The organism is Pseudomonas sp. I2, from assembly GCF_040984075.1.
GTDB classification, from domain to species: domain Bacteria; phylum Pseudomonadota; class Gammaproteobacteria; order Pseudomonadales; family Pseudomonadaceae; genus Aquipseudomonas; species Aquipseudomonas guariconensis_B.
In genome coordinates this window covers 87,247-107,689 of the sequence record NZ_JBCGFQ010000010.1, presented here as the reverse complement: position 1 = coordinate 107,689, position 20,443 = coordinate 87,247, and the positions used below count along the sequence as shown (strand labels likewise).

Below are 20,443 nucleotides of genomic sequence, written 5' to 3'. Positions count from 1 at the left end.
AATAATGACAAGTCCGAATATTTCCGTTGAAGATGTACCGATCAACCGTTTTCACCAGTTGCTGACCCTGCGGTCCGGCGGCGGCTCGTTCGTCGATGGCTACGTGCTGAGCATCATCGGCGTGGCCATGGTGCAGATGTCCGCTGGCCTGGGCCTTTCCAGCTTCTGGCAGGGCATGATCGCCGCTTCGGCGCTGATCGGCATCTTCTTCGGCGGCTTCCTCGGTGGTTGGCTGACCGATCGCTTCGGGCGCAAGCGCGTGTTCTTCGTTGGCCCGACCTTGTTCATCCTGGCTTCGCTCAGCCAGTTCTGGGTGGAATCGGCCGTGGCGCTGTTCCTGCTGCGTTTTGCCATCGGCATCGCCGTGGGCATCGAATACCCGGTGGCCACCTCGCTGCTGGTGGAGTTCCTGCCGAAGAAGAACCGTGGCCCGCGCCTGGCCACCCTGACCATCCTCTGGTTCGCCGGTGCTGCCTTCGCCTACATCCTCGGCGACGTCATCCTGCGCCAGGGGGGCGACGAGGCCTGGCGCCTGGTGCTGGCCAGCCCGGCGCTGATCGGCGCGCTGTTGCTGCTGGTGCGCATCGGCACCCCGGAGTCGCCGCGCTGGCTATTGAGCAAGGGGCGCGCCGACGAGGCCGAGGCGGTGATCCGGCAGGTCTATGGCAACGGTTTCTCCCTGCGCAACCTGCCGGAAGAGCCTGAGCAGAAGAAGCTCTCGTTCCTCAGCCTGCTGCACTCGGGGTATGGCAAGCGCATGCTGTTCGTCACCATGTTCTGGACCTGCTCGGTGATCCCGGTGTTCGCCGTGTATGCCTTCGCACCGAAGGTGCTCGCAGCGCTCAACCTCAAGGGCGACTGGGCCTCGGTCGGCTCGGTGGCCATCACCTTGCTGTTCGTCGTCGGCTGCATCATCGCCACGCGCCTGATCAACACCCTGGGGCGGCGCAGCATGCTGATCCACAGCTTTTGCTGGTCGGGCCTCGCACTGCTGGGGCTGGGCGTCTTCCACGCCGGTTCCGAGATGGTGATCCTCGGCCTGTTCGGCGCCTACGCCCTGTTCATCGGCGGCGCCCAGGTGCTGCAACTGGTGTACCCGAACGAGCTGTTCCCCACCGAGATCCGTGCCGGCGCCGTGGGCGTGGGCACCTCGATGTCGCGGATCGGCGCGGCGGTCGGCACCTGGTTGGTGCCCATGGCCCTGGACAGCTACGGCATCGCGTTCACCATGTACGCCGCCGCCATCGTCACCTTGGTTGGCCTGGTCTTCTCCTGGGCCCTGGCTCCCGAGACCCGCTCGCTGAACCTGCAGCAGGCCGCTTCCCTGAACTGATGCGCAAGATGTCGCACCGGTTCGCCGGGGCGACCTGAACAATACCGATCGTTGCACTGGAGGACTCACTGTGAAATTCGAAGGCATCTACACCCCGGCAATCACGCCCCTGGCCGCGGATGGCTCCATCGACAAGGCCGCGTTCGCCGAGGTCCTGGAGTACCTGGTCGCCGCCAAGGTCCATGGCGTCATCATCGGCGGCTCTACCGGCGAGTACTACGCCCACACCGCCCAGGAGCGCTTCGACCTGGCGGCCCAGGCCAAGGACGTGCTCAACGGCCGCCTGCCGCTGATCGTCGGGACCGGCGCGATCCGGACCGAGGATTCCGTGGCCTTCGCCAAGCACGCCAAGGAAATCAAGGCCGACGCCCTGCTGGTCGGTACGCCGCCCTACGCTTTGCCGACCCAGCAGGAAATCGCCCTGCACGTGAAGGCCGTGGACGCCGCTGCCGACCTGCCGATCATGCTCTACAACTACCCGGGCCGCATGGGCATGAGCATGGGCGAGGCGTTCTTCGACGCGGTCGCCGACGTGAAGAACATCGTCGCCATCAAGGAAAGCTCCGGCGACATGAACCAACTGCACCGCCTGGCCACCCAGCGCTCGAGCATCTCGCTGTCCTGCGGCTGGGACGACCAAGCCCTGGAGTTCTTCGCCTGGGGCGCCAAGAGCTGGGTCTGCGCCGGCTCCAACTTCATCCCGCGCGAGCACGTGGCCCTGTACGAGGCCTGCGTGCTGGAGAAGGACTTCGACAAGGGCCGCCGCATCATGGCCGCCATGATGCCGCTGATGGACGTCCTGGAAGGGGGCAAGTTCGTCCAGTCGATCAAGTATGGCTGCGAGCTCAATGGCCTGGCCACCGGCGGCGTGCGGGCCCCGCTGCATGGCCTGGATGGCGAAGAGAAAGAGGCCCTCAAGGGCGTCGTGGCCGAACTCAAGCGTACTGTCGCGCAAATCACCGGAGGTGCCTGAAATGGCTGAATTGCTGAGCAAGGAACAGTACGCGGCCATCGCCGCCGAACTGCAACCACGAACCCAGGCGTTCATCGATGGCGAGTTCCGCGATGCGCTCTCGGGCCGGACCTTCGTCACCACCAACCCGGCCACCGGCCAGCCGTTGGCCGAAGTCGCCGCCTGCGACGTGCAGGACGTCGACCTTGCCGTCGCTGCTGCCAAGCGCGCGTTCGAAGACGGCCGCTGGGCCAAGCTGCAACCTGGCGAGCGCAAGCATGTGCTGCTCAAGTTCGCCCAACTGCTGGAAGACAACGCCCACGAGCTGGCCGTGCTGGAAGCGCTGGACAGCGGCAAGCCGGTCAGCGAATGCCAGAACGTCGATGTGCCGGAAACCATCCACACCCTCCGTTGGCACGCCGAGCTGATCGACAAGATCTACGACAACACCGCCCCGACCGGCAATGCCGCCGTGACCATGGTGGTGCGCGAGGCCATCGGCGTGGTCGGCCTGGTGCTGCCGTGGAACTTCCCGCTGCTGATGCTGGCCTGGAAGATCGCCCCGTCGCTGGCCGCCGGTTGCTCCATCGTGGTCAAGCCGGCCAAGGAAACCACCCTCAGCGCCCTGCGCGTGGTCGAGCTGGCCCATGAGGCGGGCATTCCACCGGGCGTGTTCAACATCACCCCGGGCGGTGGCCGCGAGGCGGGCGAGGCGATCGGTCGCCACATGGACATCGCCATGGTCAGCTTCACCGGCTCGACCGATACCGGCCGCCTGTTCCTCAAGTACGCCGCCGAGTCCAACCTCAAGCGCGTGGTGCTGGAGCTTGGGGGCAAGAACCCGGCCGTGGTCATGAACGACTGCGAGGACCTGGACGAAGTGGCCCAGTTCGTCACCGCCGGTGCGTTCTGGAACATGGGCGAGAACTGCTCGGCGTCCTCGCGCCTGATCGTCCATGAGGACGTCAAGGACGAACTGCTGAAGTTGGTGGCCAAGCACCTGGGCGACTGGAAGCTGGGCGACCCGTTGGACCCGGAGAATCGCTTGGGCGCGATGGTCAGCAAGTCGCACTTCGAGAAGGTCAAGTCCTACCTGGAGTATGCCGTCGAGCAGAAACTCTCGGTGGTGCAGGGTGGCCAGACCGAGTCGGGCGTGTTCGTGCAGCCGACCATCGTCGATGGCGTGGCCCGCGACAGCAAGCTGTTCATCGAGGAGATCTTCGGCCCGGTGCTGAGCGTGACCACCTTCTCGACCATTGACCAGGCCATCGAACTGGCCAACGACACCGTCTATGGCCTGGCCGCCTCGGCCTATACCGGCAGCCTGCGCAATGCCTTGCGCCTGTCGCGGGAGATCCGCGCCGGCGTGGTGACGGTCAACTGCTTCGGCGAGGGCGATGCCTCGACGCCGTTCGGTGGCTACAAGGAGTCTGGCTTCGGTGGGCGTGACAAGTCCATCTGGGCCCATGACCAGTACACGGAGCTCAAGACCATCTGGATCAACGCTTCGTGATCCGAGCAGTACCGGTGCTGTTCTGACGGCGTTCGGCACCGATCCCGGCACTGCCTGTCATGCAGGCAGTGCTGGCCTATTCGCGGCGGCGCCCCGCGCTCACCTCATTTCTTGAGCAGCTGCGCCAACCCGGCGAACGGGTTGTGGGTCGCCTTGTCGATCTTCGGCGTGCTCAGCGAGCCTTCGCTGAAGTACTGCTGGTCGGTGTAGCGGGCATGCTCGTTGTCATGGCAATACAGGCACAGCAGTTCCCAGTTCGAACCGTCCTGGGGGTTGTTGTCGTGGTTGTGGTCACGATGGTGCACGGTCAGCTCCGACAGGCGCTTGCCGGAAAACTCCCGGGCGCAGCGGCCGCAAACGTGCGGGTACATCTTCAGCGCCTTGTCGCGATAGCCCATTTCCTTGTCGCGCTTGGCATCGGCGAGGATGCGGTCGAGGCGGGCGGTGGCGGCGGACGTGGAGGCCGAACTCATGGGGTATTACCTTTCTTGTAATCAGGCGGATGACGGTTATGCCTGCGAGTCTAGCGCGGCTGGCGGGGTGTCGGACAGGCAAAACGATCATATTCGGCTTAGCCTGTAGGAAGATTTCTTGCAGGAGGTTGCTGATGTTCCATGCGATCCTCGCCGTACTGATCCTCGCCAGCGCGCCCGTGGCCGATGCCGCCAGCCTGCAGCCACGGATCGTCACGCCCGTGCCGGGTGCCCCGGGCACCCCGACGCCGACACCCTATCCGCAGATCACGCCCAGCACCCCGCCCAAGACGGGCGACCACCAGCCCGGTGCGCCCTTGCTGCCACCGATGCCCGTGCCCGGCCCACCCAAGGATCAACCCTTGCCGGGCCTGCGGCAGGACCCGCCGAGGCCCCCCGTGACTACGCCACGCCCAGTTCGTTGAGGACGAACGCATACTCCAGCGCCACGTCGCGCAGGCCCTGATAGCGCCCGCTCATGCCGCCGTGCCCGGCGCCCATCTCGGTCTTGAGCAGCAACAGGTTGTCGTCGGTCTTGCAGGTGCGCAGGCGCGCCACCCACTTGGCCGCCTCCCAGTACTGCACGCGGCTGTCGTTGTAGCCGGCGACCACCAGCATGGCCGGGTAGGCCTGGGCCTTGACGTTCTCGTAGGGGGCGTAGGCCTTGATACGCGCGTACACCTGCGGATCCTCGGGGTTGCCCCATTCGTCGTACTCGGTGACGGTCAGCGGCAGCTCTGGGTCGAGCATGGTATTGAGCACGTCGACGAACGGTACCTCGGCGATGGCGCAGCGGAACAGCTCGGGGCGCTGGTTGAGCACCGCGCCCATCAGCAGGCCGCCGGCGCTGCCGCCGCTGATGACCAGGCGCTCGCGGCTGGTCACGCCCTCGGCGACCAGGTGTTCGGCGCAGGCGATGAAGTCGTCGAAGCTGTTCTGCTTGTGTGCTTGCTTGCCGGCCCGGTACCAGGCCTCGCCCAGCTCGCCACCGCCGCGCACATGGGCGATGGCGAAGGCCACGCCACGTTCCAGCAGGCTCAGGCGAGCGTGGGAGAACCAAGGGTCGAGGCTTTCGCCATAGGCGCCGTAGCCGTAGAGGTAGAGCGGTACGCAGCGGCCCTGGTCCTGGCGGCGGCGCACCAGGCTGATCGGTACGCGAGTGCCGTCTCCGGCGACGGCCCAGAGGCGCTCGCTGACATAGGCGTCGGGGTCGAAGGCGCCGAGCACCGGGGTTTGCTTGAGCACGGCCTGCTCACCGCTGGCCAGTACCAGCTGGCGCACCTGGGCCGGGCGGTTGAGCGCCTCGTAGCGCAGGCGAATGCGCGTGCTGGTGAATTCCAGGCTGTCCTGCACGTAGAGGCTGTAGGCCGCATCCGGCAGCTCGACGCGGTAGGGCGCAAGGCCCTGGGGGCGGACCTCGATGATCGGCAGGCCGCCTTCGCGCAGGCTCAGGGTCAGGGCGCCGGCATTCAGGCTCAGGCCTTCGAGCATGACATCGTCGCGGTGCGGCACCAGCGCCTGCCACTGGTCGCGGCTGGGGACTTGCTCGGCCGGCGCGTGGAACAGGGCGAAGTTGATGCCGTCCTGGTTGCTGCGGATGAACCAGCGCCACTGACCGTCGAGCTGGCCGTGGTCGGGGAAGTACTCGTGGCCCTCGACCCGGGGCGCCAGGCAGGTGAAGGGCGCCAGCGGGGTTTCGGCATCCAGCACCCAGGCTTCGCTGGTGGTCTTGCTGTTGAGCGACAGGACCAACTGGCGTTCGGAGCTGGCCCGGTAGCAATGCAGGAAGAAGCGGCCGTCGGGCTCTTCGAACACCGTCGGTGCGCTGTCTTCGCCCAGGGTATGGCGACGCAGGCGCCAAGGGCGGTGGGTGTCGTCCAGTTCGGCGAAGAACAGCGTGCGGCTGTCGTTGGCCCAGGTCATGCTGCCGTCGCAGTCCTCGAAGGGCAGGGCGGTGACGCTGCCGCTGGCCAGGTCCTTGACGTACAGGGTGTAGACCTCGTCGCCGCTGGTGTCGAGGCTGTAGGCCAGCAGGCGATGGTCGGGGCTGACGTTGAACGTGCCGAGGGCCAGGAAGCCGCCAGCGGCCAGCGCGTTGGGGTCGAGCAGCAGTTGCTCGCGGCTTTCATCGACTGTGTTGGAGTCGTCCTCCGGGCGCGGGCAGCGGTAGTGGCGCGGGTATTCGTCGCCGGCGGTGGTGCGGGTGTAGTACAGGTATGGGCCCCAGGGCGAGGGCAGCGACAGGTCGGTTTCCAGGATGCGGCCTTTGATTTCCTCGAACAATTGCTCGCGCAAGGGCGCCTGGTCGGCCAGGCAGGCCTCCTGGTAGGCGTTCTCTTCGGCCAGGTAGGCCAGGACCTCGGGGGTGTCGCGGGCTTGCAGCCAGGCGTAGGGATCGGCGCCCGGGGCCTGGCGGGCGATGGGCGGCTGGAGCGTGCGGGTGGTGGCGGGCATGGAAAGTCTCTTGGCTGTGGGCTCGTGCTGGCGAGGTGGCCCCCTTGCGCGGGCCCGCCCCCACAGGGCCCGAGTCGATCACCGATGAGAGGGTTCGCAGGACCTTGTGGGAGCGGGCTTGCCCGCGAAGGGGCCGCTGCAGCAGCCCTCGGTTGGCGGTGGACGCGCCGGCATCCGGAAAAGTGTTTATCATAGGCATCTCTTTGCCTGGCTTGCACGAACACCATGACCGAGAACGACTACACCCTCGCCTGGGGCCTGTACGCTTTTGCCGCCCTGGGCTGCCTGCTGGTGGGCTTCAAACTCACCGGCTGGATGTGGCGCTGGCTGCGCGAACCGCTGCGGGTGGTCCTGGCGGTGCTGCTGCTGACCCCGACCATCGTCGACCCGGTCAAGGAAAGCTTCGCCCCGGCCATCGCCATCACCACCCTGGACCTGGCGTTCAAGGTCGGCAACAACGCCTGGCGCGCGGCGTCGGACCTGGCCATGTACGGCATGATCGCCTTCGCCGTCTACATCCTCTTCGTCCTGCTGCGCTGGCCGCTGGAAAAACGCGCCCGCGAACGCCGGGAGAAGGCCGAGGCCACCACCCGGCGCCAGGCCGAAGAGGACGATGAGGTGATGGCCGCAGCGCCAGTGGCCGCCGATCGCCGCGATCGCTACCGCGACGACCCGCCACCGGCCCCGGCCGGCCCTGGCCGTGTCGAGCCACGCCTGTAAGCGGAGAGCCACGAGCATGTGCGAACTGCTGGGCATGAGCGCCAACGTCCCCACCGACATCGTCTTCAGCTTCACCGGCCTGATGCAGCGCGGCGGACGGACCGGCCCGCACCGCGACGGCTGGGGCATCGGCTTCTACGAAGGGCGCGGCCTGCGCCTGTTCCAGGACCCGGCGGCGAGCAGCGAGTCGGAGGTGGCCAACCTGGTGCAGCGCTACCCGATCAAGAGCGAGGTGGTCATTGGCCACATCCGCCAGGCCAATGTCGGCAGGGTCTGCCTGGCCAATACCCATCCGTTCGTCCGCGAGCTGTGGGGGCGCAACTGGTGCTTCGCGCACAACGGCCAGCTCGGCGACTTCCGTGGCGAGACCACCTTCTACCGGCCGGTGGGCGACACCGACAGCGAGGCGGCCTTCTGCGACCTGCTCAACCGCGTGCGCGCGGCCTTCCCGGAGCCGGTGGCGGTGGAACAGCTGCTGCCGGTGCTGGTCGAAGCCTGTGCGGGGTACCGCGGCAAGGGCGTGTTCAACTGCCTGCTCAGCGATGGCGACTGGCTGTTCTGCTTCTGCTCGACCAAGCTGGTGCATATCACCCGACGCGCGCCGTTCGGCCCGGCGCGGCTGAAGGATGTCGACCTGAACGTCGACTTCCAGGCCGAAACCACCCCCAACGACGTGGTCACGGTGATCGCCACCGAGGCCTTGACCGAGAACGAGACCTGGCAGCGCTACGAGCCGGGTCAATGGGCCCTGTGGCGGCATGGCGAAAGCGTCGCCCAGGGGCAGAGCTAGGAAGCCCGTCCATGTTCAGAAGCTACCTGCGCTTGCTGCTGTTCACCTTCGGCCTGCTGGCCGGCATCCAGGTGCCGGGGCTGATCGAGGCCTACAGCCAGCGGGTCGAGGCGCACCTGTTCGAATCGCGCCAGGCCCTGTCGGGGTTCGAGGAGACCGCGCAGCGCTTTTTCAATGGCGACCTGCAGGCCCTGGTGCGGCACTACCGCAGTAGCGACGACCCGGTGTTCAACAGCGATGCCAACAGCATCGAGAGCCTGCTGCTGCGCAATCGCCTGCTGGAGCGCGAATGGCAGGCATTGCAAGGGCCGTGGGTGAGCCGTACCTGGCATGTGCTGGTGCAGCCCGACCCGCAGCTGCGCGAGGAGACGCTCAAGGGCTACAGCTACCAGATCCTGCTGGTGCCCGAGGCGATCGGCTGGGGGCTGGGGGCCGGGTTCGTCCTGGCGCTGGTGGTGGAGAGCCTGTTGCTGCTGGTTGGCTGGGCGATCCTCGGGGGGCGGCGCAAGGCGGTGAAGGAGAGCTGGCGCTAGGGGCTGGGCGCACCCTTGGTAATCCTGGGGCTGGACTGGAACGGGCACCCCACCGGGTTCAGACCAGCACGATCCGCTGCCCACCCACATCCCGCGCATACCGCTCCAGCACCTGCCTGCACAGCGCCACCACCTCGTCCACCAGTTCCACCCCAGTCTGCCAGGCCACCACCAGCTCCAGGCTCGGCGGTGGCTGCAAGCCTTCCAGCAACACCAACTCGCCCCGGGCCAGTTCGGCATCGACCAGCGCCGGGGGCAGGGCACCGATGCCGAAGCCGTCGCGCAGCAGGCGGGTGATGGCCGCCACCGAGTTCACGCAGTTCAGCCGTGGTGTCTCGGCACCCGCGGCCTGCAGCAGGCTGAGCACTTCCTGGTGCGGGCGTGAGTTCTTCGAGAAGGTGACGATGCGCTCCCGGGCCAGCTCGGCCAACGAGGCGTAGTCGCGATGATGGAGGGAGCCTGCGGCGACGATCCAGCCCATGGGGTAGCGGGCCAGGTCGGTGCTGCGGATCGACTCCTGGCGCAGCAGGTCGGTCTGCAGGATCACGTCGAGAAAGCCCTTCTGCAACTGCTCGCGCAGGTTCAGCGCGGTATCGGCCACCAGCTCGATTTCCACCTGCGGATAGCGTTCGCTGAGTTCGGCCACCAGGGCGCTCATCCAGGTGTGGATCACCGTGTCCATCACGCCGATGCGGATCCGCCCGACCTTGGCCCGGTCGCTGTCCAGCGAGCGCTTCATGGCCTTGGCGGTGTCGAGCATGCGCTCGGCATACTCCAGCACCTTGCTGCCCTCCGGGGTCAGGCTGACCCCGCGCGAGTCGCGCAGCAGCAGCTTCACGCCCAGGTCCGCCTCGAGAGCGGCGATGCGGCTGGACACCGAGGCCTGAGTGGTGAACAGCTTCTCGGCGGTGAGGCGAAAGCTCTTGAGCCGGGCGACCCAGACGAAGGTTTCGAGGAATCGGAGGTTCATGGTGTGCTCGCAGGGGTGATCAGGTTTTCTTATCCCAGACCGACGGATTTTATCGTTGGACGCTCACCCCACGGCCTCTGAACAATGGCGCCCAGGCCGCGACGGTACCCGTCGCTCGCAAAACAATACCAACAAGCCGAGGCAATCATGAACCCATCCGGCGTGCAGCAGGCATCTTCCCCGGTGTCGACCGGCCCCTTCGCCTGGTACCGCGACATCGACCGACAGCAACGGCGCACCTTCTGGAGCTGCAAGATCGGCTATGGCCTGGACGGCATGGACACCCAGATGCTGAGCTTCGTCATCCCCACCCTGATCGCCCTGTGGGGCATCACCACCGCCGAGGCCGGGCTGATCCACACCAGCACGTTGATCGCCTCGGCCCTGGGCGGCTGGATCGCCGGCATTCTCTCCGACCGCATCGGTCGGGTACGGACCCTGCAGTTGACGGTACTGTGGTTCGCCTTTTTCACCTTCCTCTGCGGCTTCGCCCAGAGCTACGAGCAATTGCTGGTCGCCCGCACCCTGATGGGCTTCGGCTTCGGTGGCGAATGGACCGCCGGCGCGGTGCTGATCGGCGAGGTGATCCGCGCCCAGGACCGTGGCAAGGCGGTGGGCATGGTGCAGTCCGGCTGGGCCATCGGCTGGGGGCTGACGGCGATCCTCTATGCGCTGCTGTTCTCCTTCCTGCCGCCCGAGCAGGCCTGGCGGGCGCTGTTCCTGCTGGGCATCGTGCCGGCGGTGTTCGTGATCTTCGTCCGCCGCCTAGTCAAGGACCCGGAGGTGTACCGGGCAGCCAAGGCCGTGGAAAAAGCCGAAGCGCCTTCGCACTTCTACGAGATCTTCGCCCCCGGCATGCTCTGGACCACCCTGCGCGCCTCCCTGCTGACCACCGGCGCCTTGGGCGGCTACTACGCCATCACCTCCTGGCTGCCGACCTTCCTCAAGAACGAGCGCGGCCTGAGCGTGCTGGGCACCGGCGGCTACCTGGCGATGGTGATCGTCGGTTCCTATGTCGGCTACGTGATCAGCGCCTACCTTACCGACCTGCTGGGCCGCAAGAAGAACTTCATCCTGTTCGCCGTGGGGTCGTTCATCATCGTCCTGCTCTATACCCAGATCCCGGTCAGCGATGGCGTCATGCTGTGGCTCGGGTTCCCCCTGGGCTTTTTCGCCTCGGGCATCTTCAGTGGCATGGGTGCCTTCCTCACCGAACTGTTCCCCACCCGCATCCGTGGCTCGGGGCAGGGTTTCTGTTACAACGTCGGCCGTGCCATCGCGGCGTTCTTCCCGCTGCTGATCGGCCTGCTCAGCCAGAAGGTGCCGCTGGGCCTGGGCATCGGCGGGTTCGCCGCGGTGTCCTATGGCGTGGTGATCCTCGCCGCGTTGAGCCTGCCGGAAACCCGCGGCAAAGAACTCCAGGCGCGGTAAGGTAGGCATATGAACATCGACAGGGGAGCCCGCCAGGTGAAACGCCTGCTACTCAATTGCGACATGGGTGAGAGTTTCGGCAGTTGGCGCATGGGCCTGGATGCCGAGGTCATGCCCTACATCGACTGCGCCAACATCGCCTGCGGCTACCACGCCGGCGACCCGGGCACCATGCGCCGCACCGTGGCGCTGGCCCTGGAGCACGGCGTGACCGTCGGTGCCCACCCGGCCTACCCGGACCTGGTCGGCTTCGGCCGCCGCTCCATGGCCTGCAGCACGGAGGAGATCCGTGACCTGTTGCACTACCAGATCGGTGCCCTGGATGGCATCTGCCGGGTGCTCGGTGGCCGCGTGGCCTACGTCAAGCCCCATGGCGCGCTGTACAACGACATGATGGCCGACCCGCTCAAGCTGCGCACCGTGCTGGAGGCCGTGGCCGCCTACGATGCCAGCCTGCCGCTGATGCTCATGGCGACCGCCGACGACAGTGCGGCCGGTGCCCTGGGCGAGAAAGTCGGTGTGCCCTTGTGGTTCGAGGCCTTCGCCGACCGTGCCTACACCGCCAGCGGCCACCTGGTTTCGCGGCGCCTACCCGGCGCGGTACACCACGACCCGGCATTGGTGGTCGAACAGGCCCTGCGCCTGGCCCGGGGCGAGGCGCTGGTGGCCGACGATGGCAGCGCCGTTCGGCTACACGCCAGTACCTTGTGCGTGCATGGCGACAACGACAGCTCGGTGGCTGCCGTGCGGCAGATCCGCCAGGCCCTCGACGCCCTGGAGCAGCCATGAACCCACGTATCGAGGTGGTGGCCGTCGACAGCCTGATGGTGCGCCTGTTCGACCTCATCGACGAGACCAACATGCCCTGGATCCTCGCCGCCAGCCAGCGCCTGCGCGCGGCGTTCGGCGCGCGCCTGGTCGAACTGGTGCCGTCCTACACCACGCTGATGGTGCAGTTCGACCTGGCGCCGGGCGCGGCGAGGGCACTGATCGACCAGGCGCTGGAAGGGCTGCGGCCCGATACGGGCAATGCCGGGCGCCGGCACGAGCTACCGGTGTGGTACGACGCCAGCGTCGGGCCCGAGCTGCCACTGCTGGCCGCGCGCAGCGGGCTGGGCGAGGCGGGGGTGATCCGTTTGCACAGCGAGCGCGAGTACCCGGTGTTCGCCCTGGGCTTCGCCCCCGGTTTCGCGTTCATGGGCCTGGTGGACGAACGCCTGGCCACGCCGCGCCTGGCTACCCCGCGCAAGCGCGTGGCAGCCGGTAGCGTCGGCATCGCCGAGCGGCAGACCGCCGCGTATCCGGCGGTATCGCCGGGCGGCTGGAACCTGATCGGGCGTACCCCGGTGCGTTTGTTCGACCGTGGGCGCGAGGGCTACAGCTTGCTGCAACCTGGCGACCGGGTGCGCTTCGTGGCGGTGGATCGCGCCGAGTTCGTCAGGCTGGGCGGTGACGATAGCCCGTTGGAGGCCCAGGCATGAGGCAGTTGAGGATCGAGGCCAGCACGGCGCTGTGCCAGTTGCAGGATGCTGGGCGGTTCGGCGTGCGCCACCTGGGCGTGACCCAGGGCGGGGCGCTGGACTGGGTGGCGATGAGCTGGGCCAACTGGCTGCTGGGCAATGCCCTCGGTGCACCGGTGGTGGAGGTGGCGCTCGGCGGCTTCAGCGTGGTGGCCGAGCAGGATTGCGTGCTGGCCCTGGCCGGGGCGGACCTGGAGGCGCGGGTCGATGATCGGCCATTGGCGCCGTGGCGCAGTTTCACCCTGGGCAAGGGCCAGCAACTGACCCTGAAACAGCCGCGCCAGGGCGTGCGTGCCTACCTGGCGGCTCCGGGCGGCTTCCAGGGCGAGGCGGTGCTGGGCAGTTGCGCGACGGTCGTGCGCGAGGCGTTGGGTGGGATTGATGGCCGGGGCGGGGCGTTGGTCAAGGGACAGATGCTGGTGTTCGGCGAGGCTTCGCCGGCGTTGCGCGAAGTGCCCGAGGCGTTGCGCCCGGCCCATGAGGCGAAGCCTGTTCTGGACCTGGTGATGGGCGCGCAGATCGGTGCGTTCAGTGGCACCAGCCTGTTCGAGGCATTCAACAGCGACTGGACCCTGGACAGCCGCGCGGACCGCATGGGCATCCGCTTGTTGGGGCCTCGACTGGTCTACCAGGGGGCGCCGATGATTTCCGAAGGGATACCGCTGGGAGCGGTGCAGGTGCCGCCGGATGGGCAGCCGATCGTGTTGCTCAATGACCGGCAGACGATTGGTGGTTATCCACGCTTGGGCGCGTTGACGCCGCTGGCGCTGGCGCAACTGGCGCAGTGCCTGCCGGGGGCGGTGGTGCGGTTCAGGGCGGTGGTGCAGGAGCAGGCCTGGCGGGAGCAGCAGGGGTATCTGGGGCGTTGGGGCTGAGGCTGGGGCCGCAAAGCAGCCCCAGCTTACTTGGACAGATAGCGCATCCCGTCTTCCAACCCTTGCAAGGTCAGCGGATACATCTTGTCCTCGACCAGCTCGCGCACCAGGTGCGTCGAAGCCGTGTAGTCCCACGTCTGTTTCGGGTACGGGTTGATCCAGATGATCTTGCGGAATTTCTCCATGAAGCGCTGCATCCACACGTACCCGGCTTCCTCGTTCCAGTGCTCGACGCTGCCGCCCGGCTGGGTGATCTCGTAGGGCGCCATGGCCGCGTCGCCGACGAACACCACCTTGTAGTCGTCGCCGTACTTGTGCAGCAGGTCGAAGGTCGAGAAGCGCTCGGAGGTGCGGCGCAGGTTGTTCTTCCACACCGACTCGTAGATGAAGTTGTGGAAGTAGTAGTACTCCAGGTGCTTGAACTCGGTCTTGCAGGCCGAGAACAGTTCCTCGCAGACCTTGACGTGGGCATCCATGGAGCCGCCGATGTCGAACAGCAGCAACAGCTTGACGGTGTTGCGCCGTTCCGGGCGCATCTGGATGTTCAGCAGGCCCGCATCGCGCGCGGTGTGGTCGATGGTGCCGTCGATGTCCAGCTCTTCGGCTGCGCCTTCACGGGCGAACTTGCGCAGGCGGCGCAGGGCCAGCTTGATGTTGCGCGTGCCCAGCTCGACCTGGTCGTCGAGGTTCTTGTACTCGCGCAGGTCCCACACCTTGACCGCCTTGCCCTGGCGCTTGCCGGCATCGCCCACGCGGATGCCCTCGGGGTTGTAGCCGCCACTGCCGAACGGGCTGGTACCGCCGGTGCCGATCCACTTGTTGCCGCCGGCGTGGCGTTCCTTCTGTTCCTCCAGGCGCTTCTTGAATGCCTCGATCAGCTTGTCCAGCCCGCCCAGGGACTGGATCTGCGCGCGCTCCTCGTCGCTCAGCGAACGTTCGAACTCCTTGCGCAGCCAGTCCTCGGGGATCAGCGCCTGCAGGTGCTGGTCGAGGTTCTCCAGGCCCTTGAAGTAGGCGGAAAAGGCCCGGTCGAACTTGTCGAAATGCCGTTCGTCCTTCACCAGGATGGCCCGGGCGAGGTAGTAGAACTCGTCCATGTCGGCGAACACCACGCGCTGCTGCAAGGCATTGAGCAGGTCGAGCAGTTCGCGCACCGACACCGGCACCTTGGCCGCGCGCATTTCGTTGAACAGGTTGAGCAGCATGGCCGGCTCCTGTCAGCGGTTGCCGCGCCGGCTCATGAAGGCCAGGCGTTCGAGCAACTGCACGTCCTGCTCGTTCTTCACCAAGGCGCCGGCCAGCGGCGGAATGGCCTTGGTCGGATCGCGCTCGCGCAGCACTGCCTCGCCGATGTTGTCGGCCATCAGCAGCTTGAGCCAGTCGACCAGCTCGGAGGTGGAGGGCTTTTTCTTCAGGCCCGGCACCTTGCGCACGTCGAAGAACACGTCGAGCGCTTCGCTGACCAGCGACTGCTTGATGTCGGGGAAGTGCACGTCGACGATGCGCTGCAGGGTGTCGCGGTCGGGGAAGGCGATGTAGTGGAAGAAGCAGCGGCGCAGGAAGGCATCGGGCAGCTCCTTCTCGTTGTTGGAAGTGATGATGATGATCGGGCGCTGCTTGGCCTTGATGGTCTCGTCGATCTCGTAGACGTAGAACTCCATCTTGTCGAGTTCCTGCAGCAGGTCGTTGGGGAACTCGATGTCGGCCTTGTCGATCTCGTCGATCAGCAGGATCACCCGCTCGTCGGCCTCGAAGGCTTCCCACAACTTGCCCTTCTTCAGGTAGTTGCGCACGTCGTGGACTTTGTCCACGCCCAACTGCGAGTCGCGCAGGCGGCTGACCGCGTCGTACTCGTAGAGGCCCTGGTGGGCCTTGGTGGTGGACTTGATGTGCCAGGTGATCAGGCGGGCGCCGAAGGCGGCGGCGAGCTGTTCGGCGAGCATGGTCTTGCCGGTGCCCGGCTCGCCCTTGACCAGCAGCGGGCGTTCGAGGGTGATGGCCGCGTTTACCGCCAGTTTCAGGTCGTCTGTGGCGACGTAGTCGCGGGTGCCTTCGAACTTCATGGATCTGTCCTCTGCGGGGTGTCTGTAGCGGCCCTATCGCCGGCAAGCCGGTACAGGCAACACATGTTCGTGATTTGCCACCGACTATAACGCGGGGCTGGGCAGCTGGAAACGCAGACCGGGTATTCAGTCGCTGAATGCCCCGTCACGCTCGCTCAGTCGGCATCCGGCGGCGGCTGCTCGTAGCGTGCGTTGAACGCCCGGATGAACCCATTGCGCAGGATCTGCAGGAATGCCTCGAAGGCGCTGATGTTTTGCTGGTGCACGCTGCCGCTAAGCTCCACGCGGGTGGCGAACTGGTTCTTCGGCTGGTTCTTGAGCACTGTCTCGCTGGCCCCGACCAGCGCTTCCCACACCGAGCGGAAGAAGCCCTTGTCCTTGTCCTGCACGTCCTGCTGCCAGTTGAACACGTCGACGTCACGCAGCAGCGGCTTGATGTAGCCGTCGAGCCGGCCGTTCTCGGCCTGGGCCTCGATCACCAGGTCGCCATGCCCGGCATTGAAGTCGAACTTGCCATAGGCACTGGCGAAATCGTTGAGGCGACGCAGTTCGATGCCGGTCGCGCGCAGGCGCAATTGGAAGTCGTCGAAATCACTGAACGGGTCGAAGATGGCGCGGCTTTCGACCTTGGCGTCGCCCAGCAGCACGGCGCTGGCGTCGAAGCTGGCGTCGCGCCGGCCTTTTTCGTCGCGCACGTTGGTCAGGTTACGGATGCTGACATCGAGCCGGGTCGCCTTGAGGTCGACTGGCGGCTTGGAGGTGAAGTTGCGAAAGGTCAGGGTGCCATCGTCGATGCGCACGTCGTTCAGGGTGATCGGCACGAGCTTTTCCAACTGCTGGCGCCAGTCGGTGCCCTGGCCGGTCTGGGAGTGTTGCTTGTCGCCGCCGTCGACGAAGTTCAGCACGGGGCGCACGAAGGTCACCTCGGCCACCACCGCCTGGTCGTACCACAGGGCGTGCCAGCTTACCGACAGGTCGATCAGGGGCGCATCGAGCAACGGTACTGGCACCTTGCCGGTGGTCTTGACGATCTCCAGGCCATTGATCTGGTAGGCGCCGCGCCACCAGGCCAGGTCCACGTCGACGATTCGGCCGTGGTAGTCGCCCATGTCGGCCAGCTTGTCGTTGAGGTAGTCGCGCACCAGGTAGGGCAGGGCCAGGTGCAGGGCCACCAACAGCACGAGCAGGCTGGCCAGGCCGACCAGTGGCCAGCGGTAGCGACCTTTCATCGGCAGGCTCTCCTTTGCGGGGTTGTCCGGTTGACCGTGGGGCGCTTCGCCGAGTTCGAACGGGCTTTACGCCCCCCATGGGCAGGCTTACCCTTGAGGCTTTCCCTGCTCCTTCATGTTCAAGGACCCCTGCCATGAGCCGTATCTACGCAGACAACGCCCATTCCATCGGCAATACGCCCCTGGTGCAGATCAACCGCATCGCCCCGCGCGGCGTGACCATCCTGGCCAAGATCGAAGGGCGCAACCCGGGCTATTCGGTCAAGTGCCGGATCGGCGCGAGCATGATCTGGGACGCCGAGAGCAGCGGCAAGCTCAAGGCCGGCATGACCATCGTCGAGCCGACCTCGGGCAATACCGGCATCGGCTTAGCGTTCGTCGCCGCGGCCCGTGGCTACAAGTTGATCCTGACCATGCCGGCCTCCATGAGCCTGGAGCGGCGCAAGGTGCTCAAGGCCCTGGGCGCCGAGCTGGTGCTGACCGATCCGGCCAAGGGTATGAAAGGGGCGATCGAGAAGGCCAACGAGATCGTCGCCGCCGACCCGGGCCTGTACTTCCTGCCGGGCCAGTTCGACAACCCGGCCAACCCGGCGATCCACGAGAAGACCACCGGGCCGGAGATCTGGAACGATACCGACGGCGCGGTGGACGTGCTGGTGGCCGGGGTGGGCACCGGCGGTACCATCACCGGTGTGTCGCGCTACATCAAGCACACCCAGGGCAAGTCGATCCTGTCGGTGGCGGTGGAGCCCGTGGCCTCGCCACTGATCAGCCAGACCCTGGCCGGCGAGGAGCTCAAGCCCAGCCCGCACAAGATCCAGGGTATCGGTGCCGGTTTCGTGCCGAAGAACCTGGACCTGTCGCTGGTCGACCAGGTCGAGACCGTCAGTGACGAGGCGTCCAAGGCCATGGCCCTGCGCCTGATGCAGGAGGAGGGCATCCTCTGCGGCATCTCCAGCGGCGCGGCGATGGCCGCGGCGGTGCGCCTGGCCGAGAAGCCGGAGATGCAGGGCAAGACCATCGTCGTGGTCCTGCCGGACTCCGGCGAGCGCTACCTGTCGAGCATGCTGTTCGCCGACCTGTTCACCGAGCAGGAGAATCAGCAATAAGCTCCAAGCTGCAAGTGGCTTGAAAGCCCCCGCCACTGATCCGGCGCAATGCCCGGCAGCCTCGTTTGTTGCAAAATGCTCAACACTGCGCTCCGGCCTCGGTTGTTTTTACCGGGGCCGGATGGGTTTATGATGTCCGGCTATCCGGGATGGCCAGATTTCCCCTGCAAGGAGTGTTGCATGACCTTTTCCTTTGTCGCCAAGGCAGGTGTCCTGCTGGTGTTCTTCGGCAGCGTCCTGTTCGTGCACCTGCGCGGCAAGGCGCGACTGCCCGTGCTGCGTCAGTTCGTCAACCATTCGGCGCTGTTCGCCCCCTACAACAGCCTGATGTACCTGTTTTCCGGCGTGCCCTCCAAGCCCTACCTGGACCGCCAGCGCTTCCCCGAGCTGGACGTGCTCAAGGACAACTGGGAAGTGATCCGCGCGGAGGCCATGCGCCTGTTCGACGAGGGCTACATCCGTGCCGCCGAGAAGGACAACGACGCCGGCTTCGGCTCGTTCTTCAAGAAAGGCTGGAAGCGCTTCTACCTGAAGTGGTACGACAAGCCGCTGCCCTCGGCCGAAGTCCTGTGCCCCAGGACCGTCGAGCTGGTCAGCCGCATCCCCAACGTCAAGGGCGCCATGTTCGCCCTGCTGCCCGGCGGCAGCCACCTGAACCCGCACCGCGACCCGTTCGCCGGCTCCCTGCGCTATCACCTGGGGCTGTCCACGCCGAACTCGGACAACTGCCGCATCTACGTCGACGGCCAGCCCTACGCCTGGCGCGACGGTGAGGACGTGATGTTCGACGAGACCTACGTGCACTGGGTCAAGAACGAGACCGACGTGACCCGCGTGATCCTGTTCTGCGATGTCGAGCGCCCGCTCAGCAGCCCGCTGATGACCCGCATCAACCGCAAGGTCAGCGCCTTCCTCGGCCGTGCCACCGCGCCGCAGAACACCGATGACGAGCGCGTGGGCGGGATCAACCAGGCGTACGCCTGGAGCAAGCGCTTCAGCAACAAGATCAGTGGCCGCGTGAAGCAGTTCAAGCGGGCCAACCCCAAGGCCTATCGCGTGCTGCGGCCGGTGTTGGCGGTGGTGGTGGCGTACCTGCTGTATCGCTGGTTGTTCTGAGGTCATCGTCATTTGGGGCCGCGAAGCGGTCCCAAGAATAACGAATCACCGCGATCCTGCTTGTCCGGCAATGATTCCATCGCTATAGTTGGATCCATTCACTTCTCCGAAGACCTGTTCATGCCAGCCATCCCTTCCACCACCGCCGTCGTCCTCGCGCCTGTCGCGGGCATGGTCGTGCGTGGCAGCCAGCAGCCGGTCATGATCAGTCACTACCCACCACCTGTCAGTGGCGTCGTAGGCGGCGTAGCTCCGCCTCCTCGCGCAGTGGTGCTGGGCTGAGCGGCTTCTGGCCGTCTGCCCGCGCACGCGCAACCTACTGAACACGGTCGGCTACTTCCCTCGCTAACGCGACAGCCCGCCGTTCGGCTCATTTGCCCGACTACAGGTGGCAATACATGTCTGTCTTTTCCAAAGCATCCGTGGCCTCGGCGGCCACCACCAGCCTGTTCGTCCTGCTGTGGAGCAGCGGGGCGATCGTCTCCAAGCTCGGCCTGGCCCAGGCCAGCCCCTTCGCCTTCCTCCTGCTGCGCGCAGCCCTGGCGCTCGCCGGCCTGCTGCTGATCGGCCCCTTGCTCGGGCTGCGTTGGCCGCGTGGTCGGGGCGCGATCCTGCGCGCCCTGGGCACCGGCTGCGTGCTGCTCGGCGCCTACCAGATCTTCTACCTGCTGGCGCTCGACACCCACGTCACCCCTGGCGTCATGGCCACGGTCATGGGCGTGCAACCGATCCTCACCGTGGTGCTGATGGAGCGCCAGCGTTCCTGGAGCCGGCTGTTCGGCCTGGGGCTGGGGCTCGCCGGGCTGGTGATGGTGGTCTACCAGGGCATCAACCTGGGCGGGGTATCCCTGGCCGGGATGCTGTTCGCTTTGCTGGCGCTGGCCTGCATGACCTTTGGCTCGATCCTGCAGAAGCGCATCACCGATAACCCGATGGGTACCCTGCCGCTGCAATACCTGGCCGGGTTCGCCCTGTGCGCAGTGTTCGCGCCGTTCCAGGCGCTGCACGTGCAATGGAGCACCAGCTTCGTCGGTGCGCTGTTGTGGATGGGGCTGGTGGTATCGCTGCTGGCGACCCTGCTGCTGTACCGGTTGATCGCGCGGGGCAACCTGGTCAACGTCACCAGCCTGTTCTACCTGGTGCCGGCGGTGACCGCGGTGATGGACTACCTGATCTTCGGCAACCGCCTGGCGCCGCTCAGCCTGCTGGGGATGGGGCTGATCGTGGTGGGCTTGCTGTTCGTGTTCCGCAAGCCGGCGCAGCGGCTTGGCGAGGTGGAGCAGGCGGGATAGGCCCCTTGGCGGGCAACTCGTCGAGCTAGCTCAAGGCCCTGTGGGAGCGGGCAAACCTGCTCCCACAGGG

21 protein-coding genes are annotated in these 20,443 nt (G+C 66.3%); 15 read left to right on the top strand and 6 right to left on the bottom strand.

The genetic code is table 11. The annotated features are described in order from the left end of the window. Positions 1–4: 4 nt before the first annotated feature. The 3 genes from WCE05_RS07460 to WCE05_RS07450 all read left to right on the top strand — a co-directional run bounded on the left by WCE05_RS07460 (position 5) and on the right by WCE05_RS07450 (position 3,798). Positions 5–1,333: an MFS transporter gene (locus WCE05_RS07460; RefSeq protein ID WP_368815670.1), complete on the top strand. Its 1,329-nt coding sequence runs from the start codon at positions 5–7 to the stop codon at positions 1,331–1,333. A gap of 70 nt (positions 1,334–1,403) precedes the next feature. Continuing rightward, positions 1,404–2,306 (top strand): dihydrodipicolinate synthase family protein, encoded by a 903-nt coding sequence (locus tag WCE05_RS07455; RefSeq protein ID WP_368815669.1) that lies wholly within the window; start codon positions 1,404–1,406, stop codon positions 2,304–2,306. A gap of 1 nt (position 2,307) precedes the next feature. Next, positions 2,308–3,798, top strand: coding sequence for an aldehyde dehydrogenase (locus WCE05_RS07450; protein WP_253081671.1), 1,491 nt, complete (start codon positions 2,308–2,310; stop codon positions 3,796–3,798). A gap of 104 nt (positions 3,799–3,902) precedes the next feature. On the opposite strand, the gene WCE05_RS07445 is transcribed toward WCE05_RS07450, so the two are convergent. After that, the gene (locus WCE05_RS07445; RefSeq protein ID WP_225789842.1) at positions 3,903–4,271 is read right to left on the bottom strand and encodes a YajD family HNH nuclease; all 369 of its coding nucleotides are present in this window, start codon (positions 4,269–4,271) and stop codon (positions 3,903–3,905) included. A 134-nt stretch (positions 4,272–4,405) separates the two neighbouring features. Here WCE05_RS07445 and WCE05_RS07440 point away from each other — a divergent pair, with 134 nt between their 5' ends. After that, positions 4,406–4,696: a hypothetical protein gene (locus WCE05_RS07440; protein WP_225789841.1), complete on the top strand. Its 291-nt coding sequence runs from the start codon at positions 4,406–4,408 to the stop codon at positions 4,694–4,696. Here the strand turns inward: WCE05_RS07440 and WCE05_RS07435 are convergent. Next, positions 4,674–6,725 (bottom strand): S9 family peptidase, encoded by a 2,052-nt coding sequence (locus tag WCE05_RS07435; protein WP_253104818.1) that lies wholly within the window; start codon positions 6,723–6,725, stop codon positions 4,674–4,676. The two genes, WCE05_RS07440 and WCE05_RS07435, sit on opposite strands and share 23 nt — an antisense overlap. A 225-nt stretch (positions 6,726–6,950) precedes the next feature. On the opposite strand from WCE05_RS07435, the gene WCE05_RS07430 reads away from it, so the two are divergent. The 3 genes from WCE05_RS07430 to WCE05_RS07420 are packed head-to-tail and all read left to right on the top strand — an operon-like array spanning position 6,951 to position 8,768. Beyond that, positions 6,951–7,445, top strand: a complete 495-nt coding sequence (locus WCE05_RS07430; RefSeq protein WP_225789839.1) for an MFS transporter — start codon at positions 6,951–6,953, stop codon at positions 7,443–7,445. Positions 7,446–7,461: 16 nt separating this feature from the next. Continuing rightward, positions 7,462–8,235 (top strand): class II glutamine amidotransferase, encoded by a 774-nt coding sequence (locus WCE05_RS07425; protein WP_253081668.1) that lies wholly within the window; start codon positions 7,462–7,464, stop codon positions 8,233–8,235. Positions 8,236–8,246: 11 nt separating this feature from the next. Further along, entirely contained in the window at positions 8,247–8,768 is a 522-nt protein-coding gene (locus tag WCE05_RS07420; RefSeq protein WP_225789837.1) for a DUF2937 family protein, read from the top strand. Between the two features lie 58 nt (positions 8,769–8,826). Here the strand turns inward: WCE05_RS07420 and WCE05_RS07415 are convergent, their stop codons facing one another. Further along, positions 8,827–9,738 (bottom strand): LysR family transcriptional regulator, encoded by a 912-nt coding sequence (locus WCE05_RS07415; protein ID WP_225789836.1) that lies wholly within the window; start codon positions 9,736–9,738, stop codon positions 8,827–8,829. 147 nt (positions 9,739–9,885) lie between these two features. Here WCE05_RS07415 and WCE05_RS07410 point away from each other — a divergent pair, with 147 nt between their 5' ends. The 4 genes from WCE05_RS07410 to WCE05_RS07395 are packed head-to-tail and all read left to right on the top strand — an operon-like array spanning position 9,886 to position 13,564. Beyond that, positions 9,886–11,169, top strand: a complete 1,284-nt coding sequence (locus WCE05_RS07410) for an MFS transporter (protein WP_253104824.1) — start codon at positions 9,886–9,888, stop codon at positions 11,167–11,169. Between the two features lie 9 nt (positions 11,170–11,178). Then, positions 11,179–11,958 (top strand): 5-oxoprolinase subunit PxpA, encoded by a 780-nt coding sequence (locus WCE05_RS07405; protein ID WP_368815668.1) that lies wholly within the window; start codon positions 11,179–11,181, stop codon positions 11,956–11,958. Beyond that, positions 11,955–12,650, top strand: coding sequence for a 5-oxoprolinase subunit PxpB (gene pxpB, locus WCE05_RS07400; RefSeq protein ID WP_368815667.1), 696 nt, complete (start codon positions 11,955–11,957; stop codon positions 12,648–12,650). The genes WCE05_RS07405 and pxpB overlap by 4 nt, the downstream gene beginning before the upstream one ends. Further along, entirely contained in the window at positions 12,647–13,564 is a 918-nt protein-coding gene (locus tag WCE05_RS07395; protein ID WP_225789833.1) for a biotin-dependent carboxyltransferase family protein, read from the top strand. Before pxpB ends, WCE05_RS07395 begins: the two co-directional genes overlap by 4 nt. Before the next feature lie 26 nt (positions 13,565–13,590). On the opposite strand, the gene WCE05_RS07390 is transcribed toward WCE05_RS07395, so the two are convergent. The 3 genes from WCE05_RS07390 to WCE05_RS07380 all read right to left on the bottom strand — a co-directional run bounded on the left by WCE05_RS07390 (position 13,591) and on the right by WCE05_RS07380 (position 16,856). After that, positions 13,591–14,769, bottom strand: a complete 1,179-nt coding sequence (locus WCE05_RS07390) for a VWA domain-containing protein (RefSeq protein ID WP_368815666.1) — start codon at positions 14,767–14,769, stop codon at positions 13,591–13,593. Positions 14,770–14,781: 12 nt separating this feature from the next. Further along, positions 14,782–15,627, bottom strand: coding sequence for a MoxR family ATPase (locus tag WCE05_RS07385; RefSeq protein WP_225789831.1), 846 nt, complete (start codon positions 15,625–15,627; stop codon positions 14,782–14,784). A gap of 155 nt (positions 15,628–15,782) precedes the next feature. Continuing rightward, complete coding sequence (locus WCE05_RS07380) at positions 15,783–16,856, bottom strand: DUF748 domain-containing protein (protein ID WP_253091560.1); 1,074 nt, start codon at positions 16,854–16,856, stop codon at positions 15,783–15,785. A 134-nt stretch (positions 16,857–16,990) separates the two neighbouring features. On the opposite strand from WCE05_RS07380, the gene cysK reads away from it, so the two are divergent. The 4 genes from cysK (at position 16,991) to WCE05_RS07360 (ending at position 20,373) form a co-directional block, all read left to right on the top strand. Further along, positions 16,991–17,965, top strand: a complete 975-nt coding sequence (gene cysK, locus WCE05_RS07375; protein ID WP_225789829.1) for a cysteine synthase A — start codon at positions 16,991–16,993, stop codon at positions 17,963–17,965. 180 nt (positions 17,966–18,145) lie between these two features. Continuing rightward, positions 18,146–19,081 (top strand): aspartyl/asparaginyl beta-hydroxylase domain-containing protein, encoded by a 936-nt coding sequence (locus WCE05_RS07370; protein ID WP_225789828.1) that lies wholly within the window; start codon positions 18,146–18,148, stop codon positions 19,079–19,081. A gap of 120 nt (positions 19,082–19,201) precedes the next feature. After that, complete coding sequence (locus WCE05_RS07365; protein ID WP_225789827.1) at positions 19,202–19,363, top strand: hypothetical protein; 162 nt, start codon at positions 19,202–19,204, stop codon at positions 19,361–19,363. 116 nt (positions 19,364–19,479) lie between these two features. Next, positions 19,480–20,373: a DMT family transporter gene (locus WCE05_RS07360; RefSeq protein ID WP_225789826.1), complete on the top strand. Its 894-nt coding sequence runs from the start codon at positions 19,480–19,482 to the stop codon at positions 20,371–20,373. The last annotated feature ends 70 nt before the right edge of the window (positions 20,374–20,443 follow it).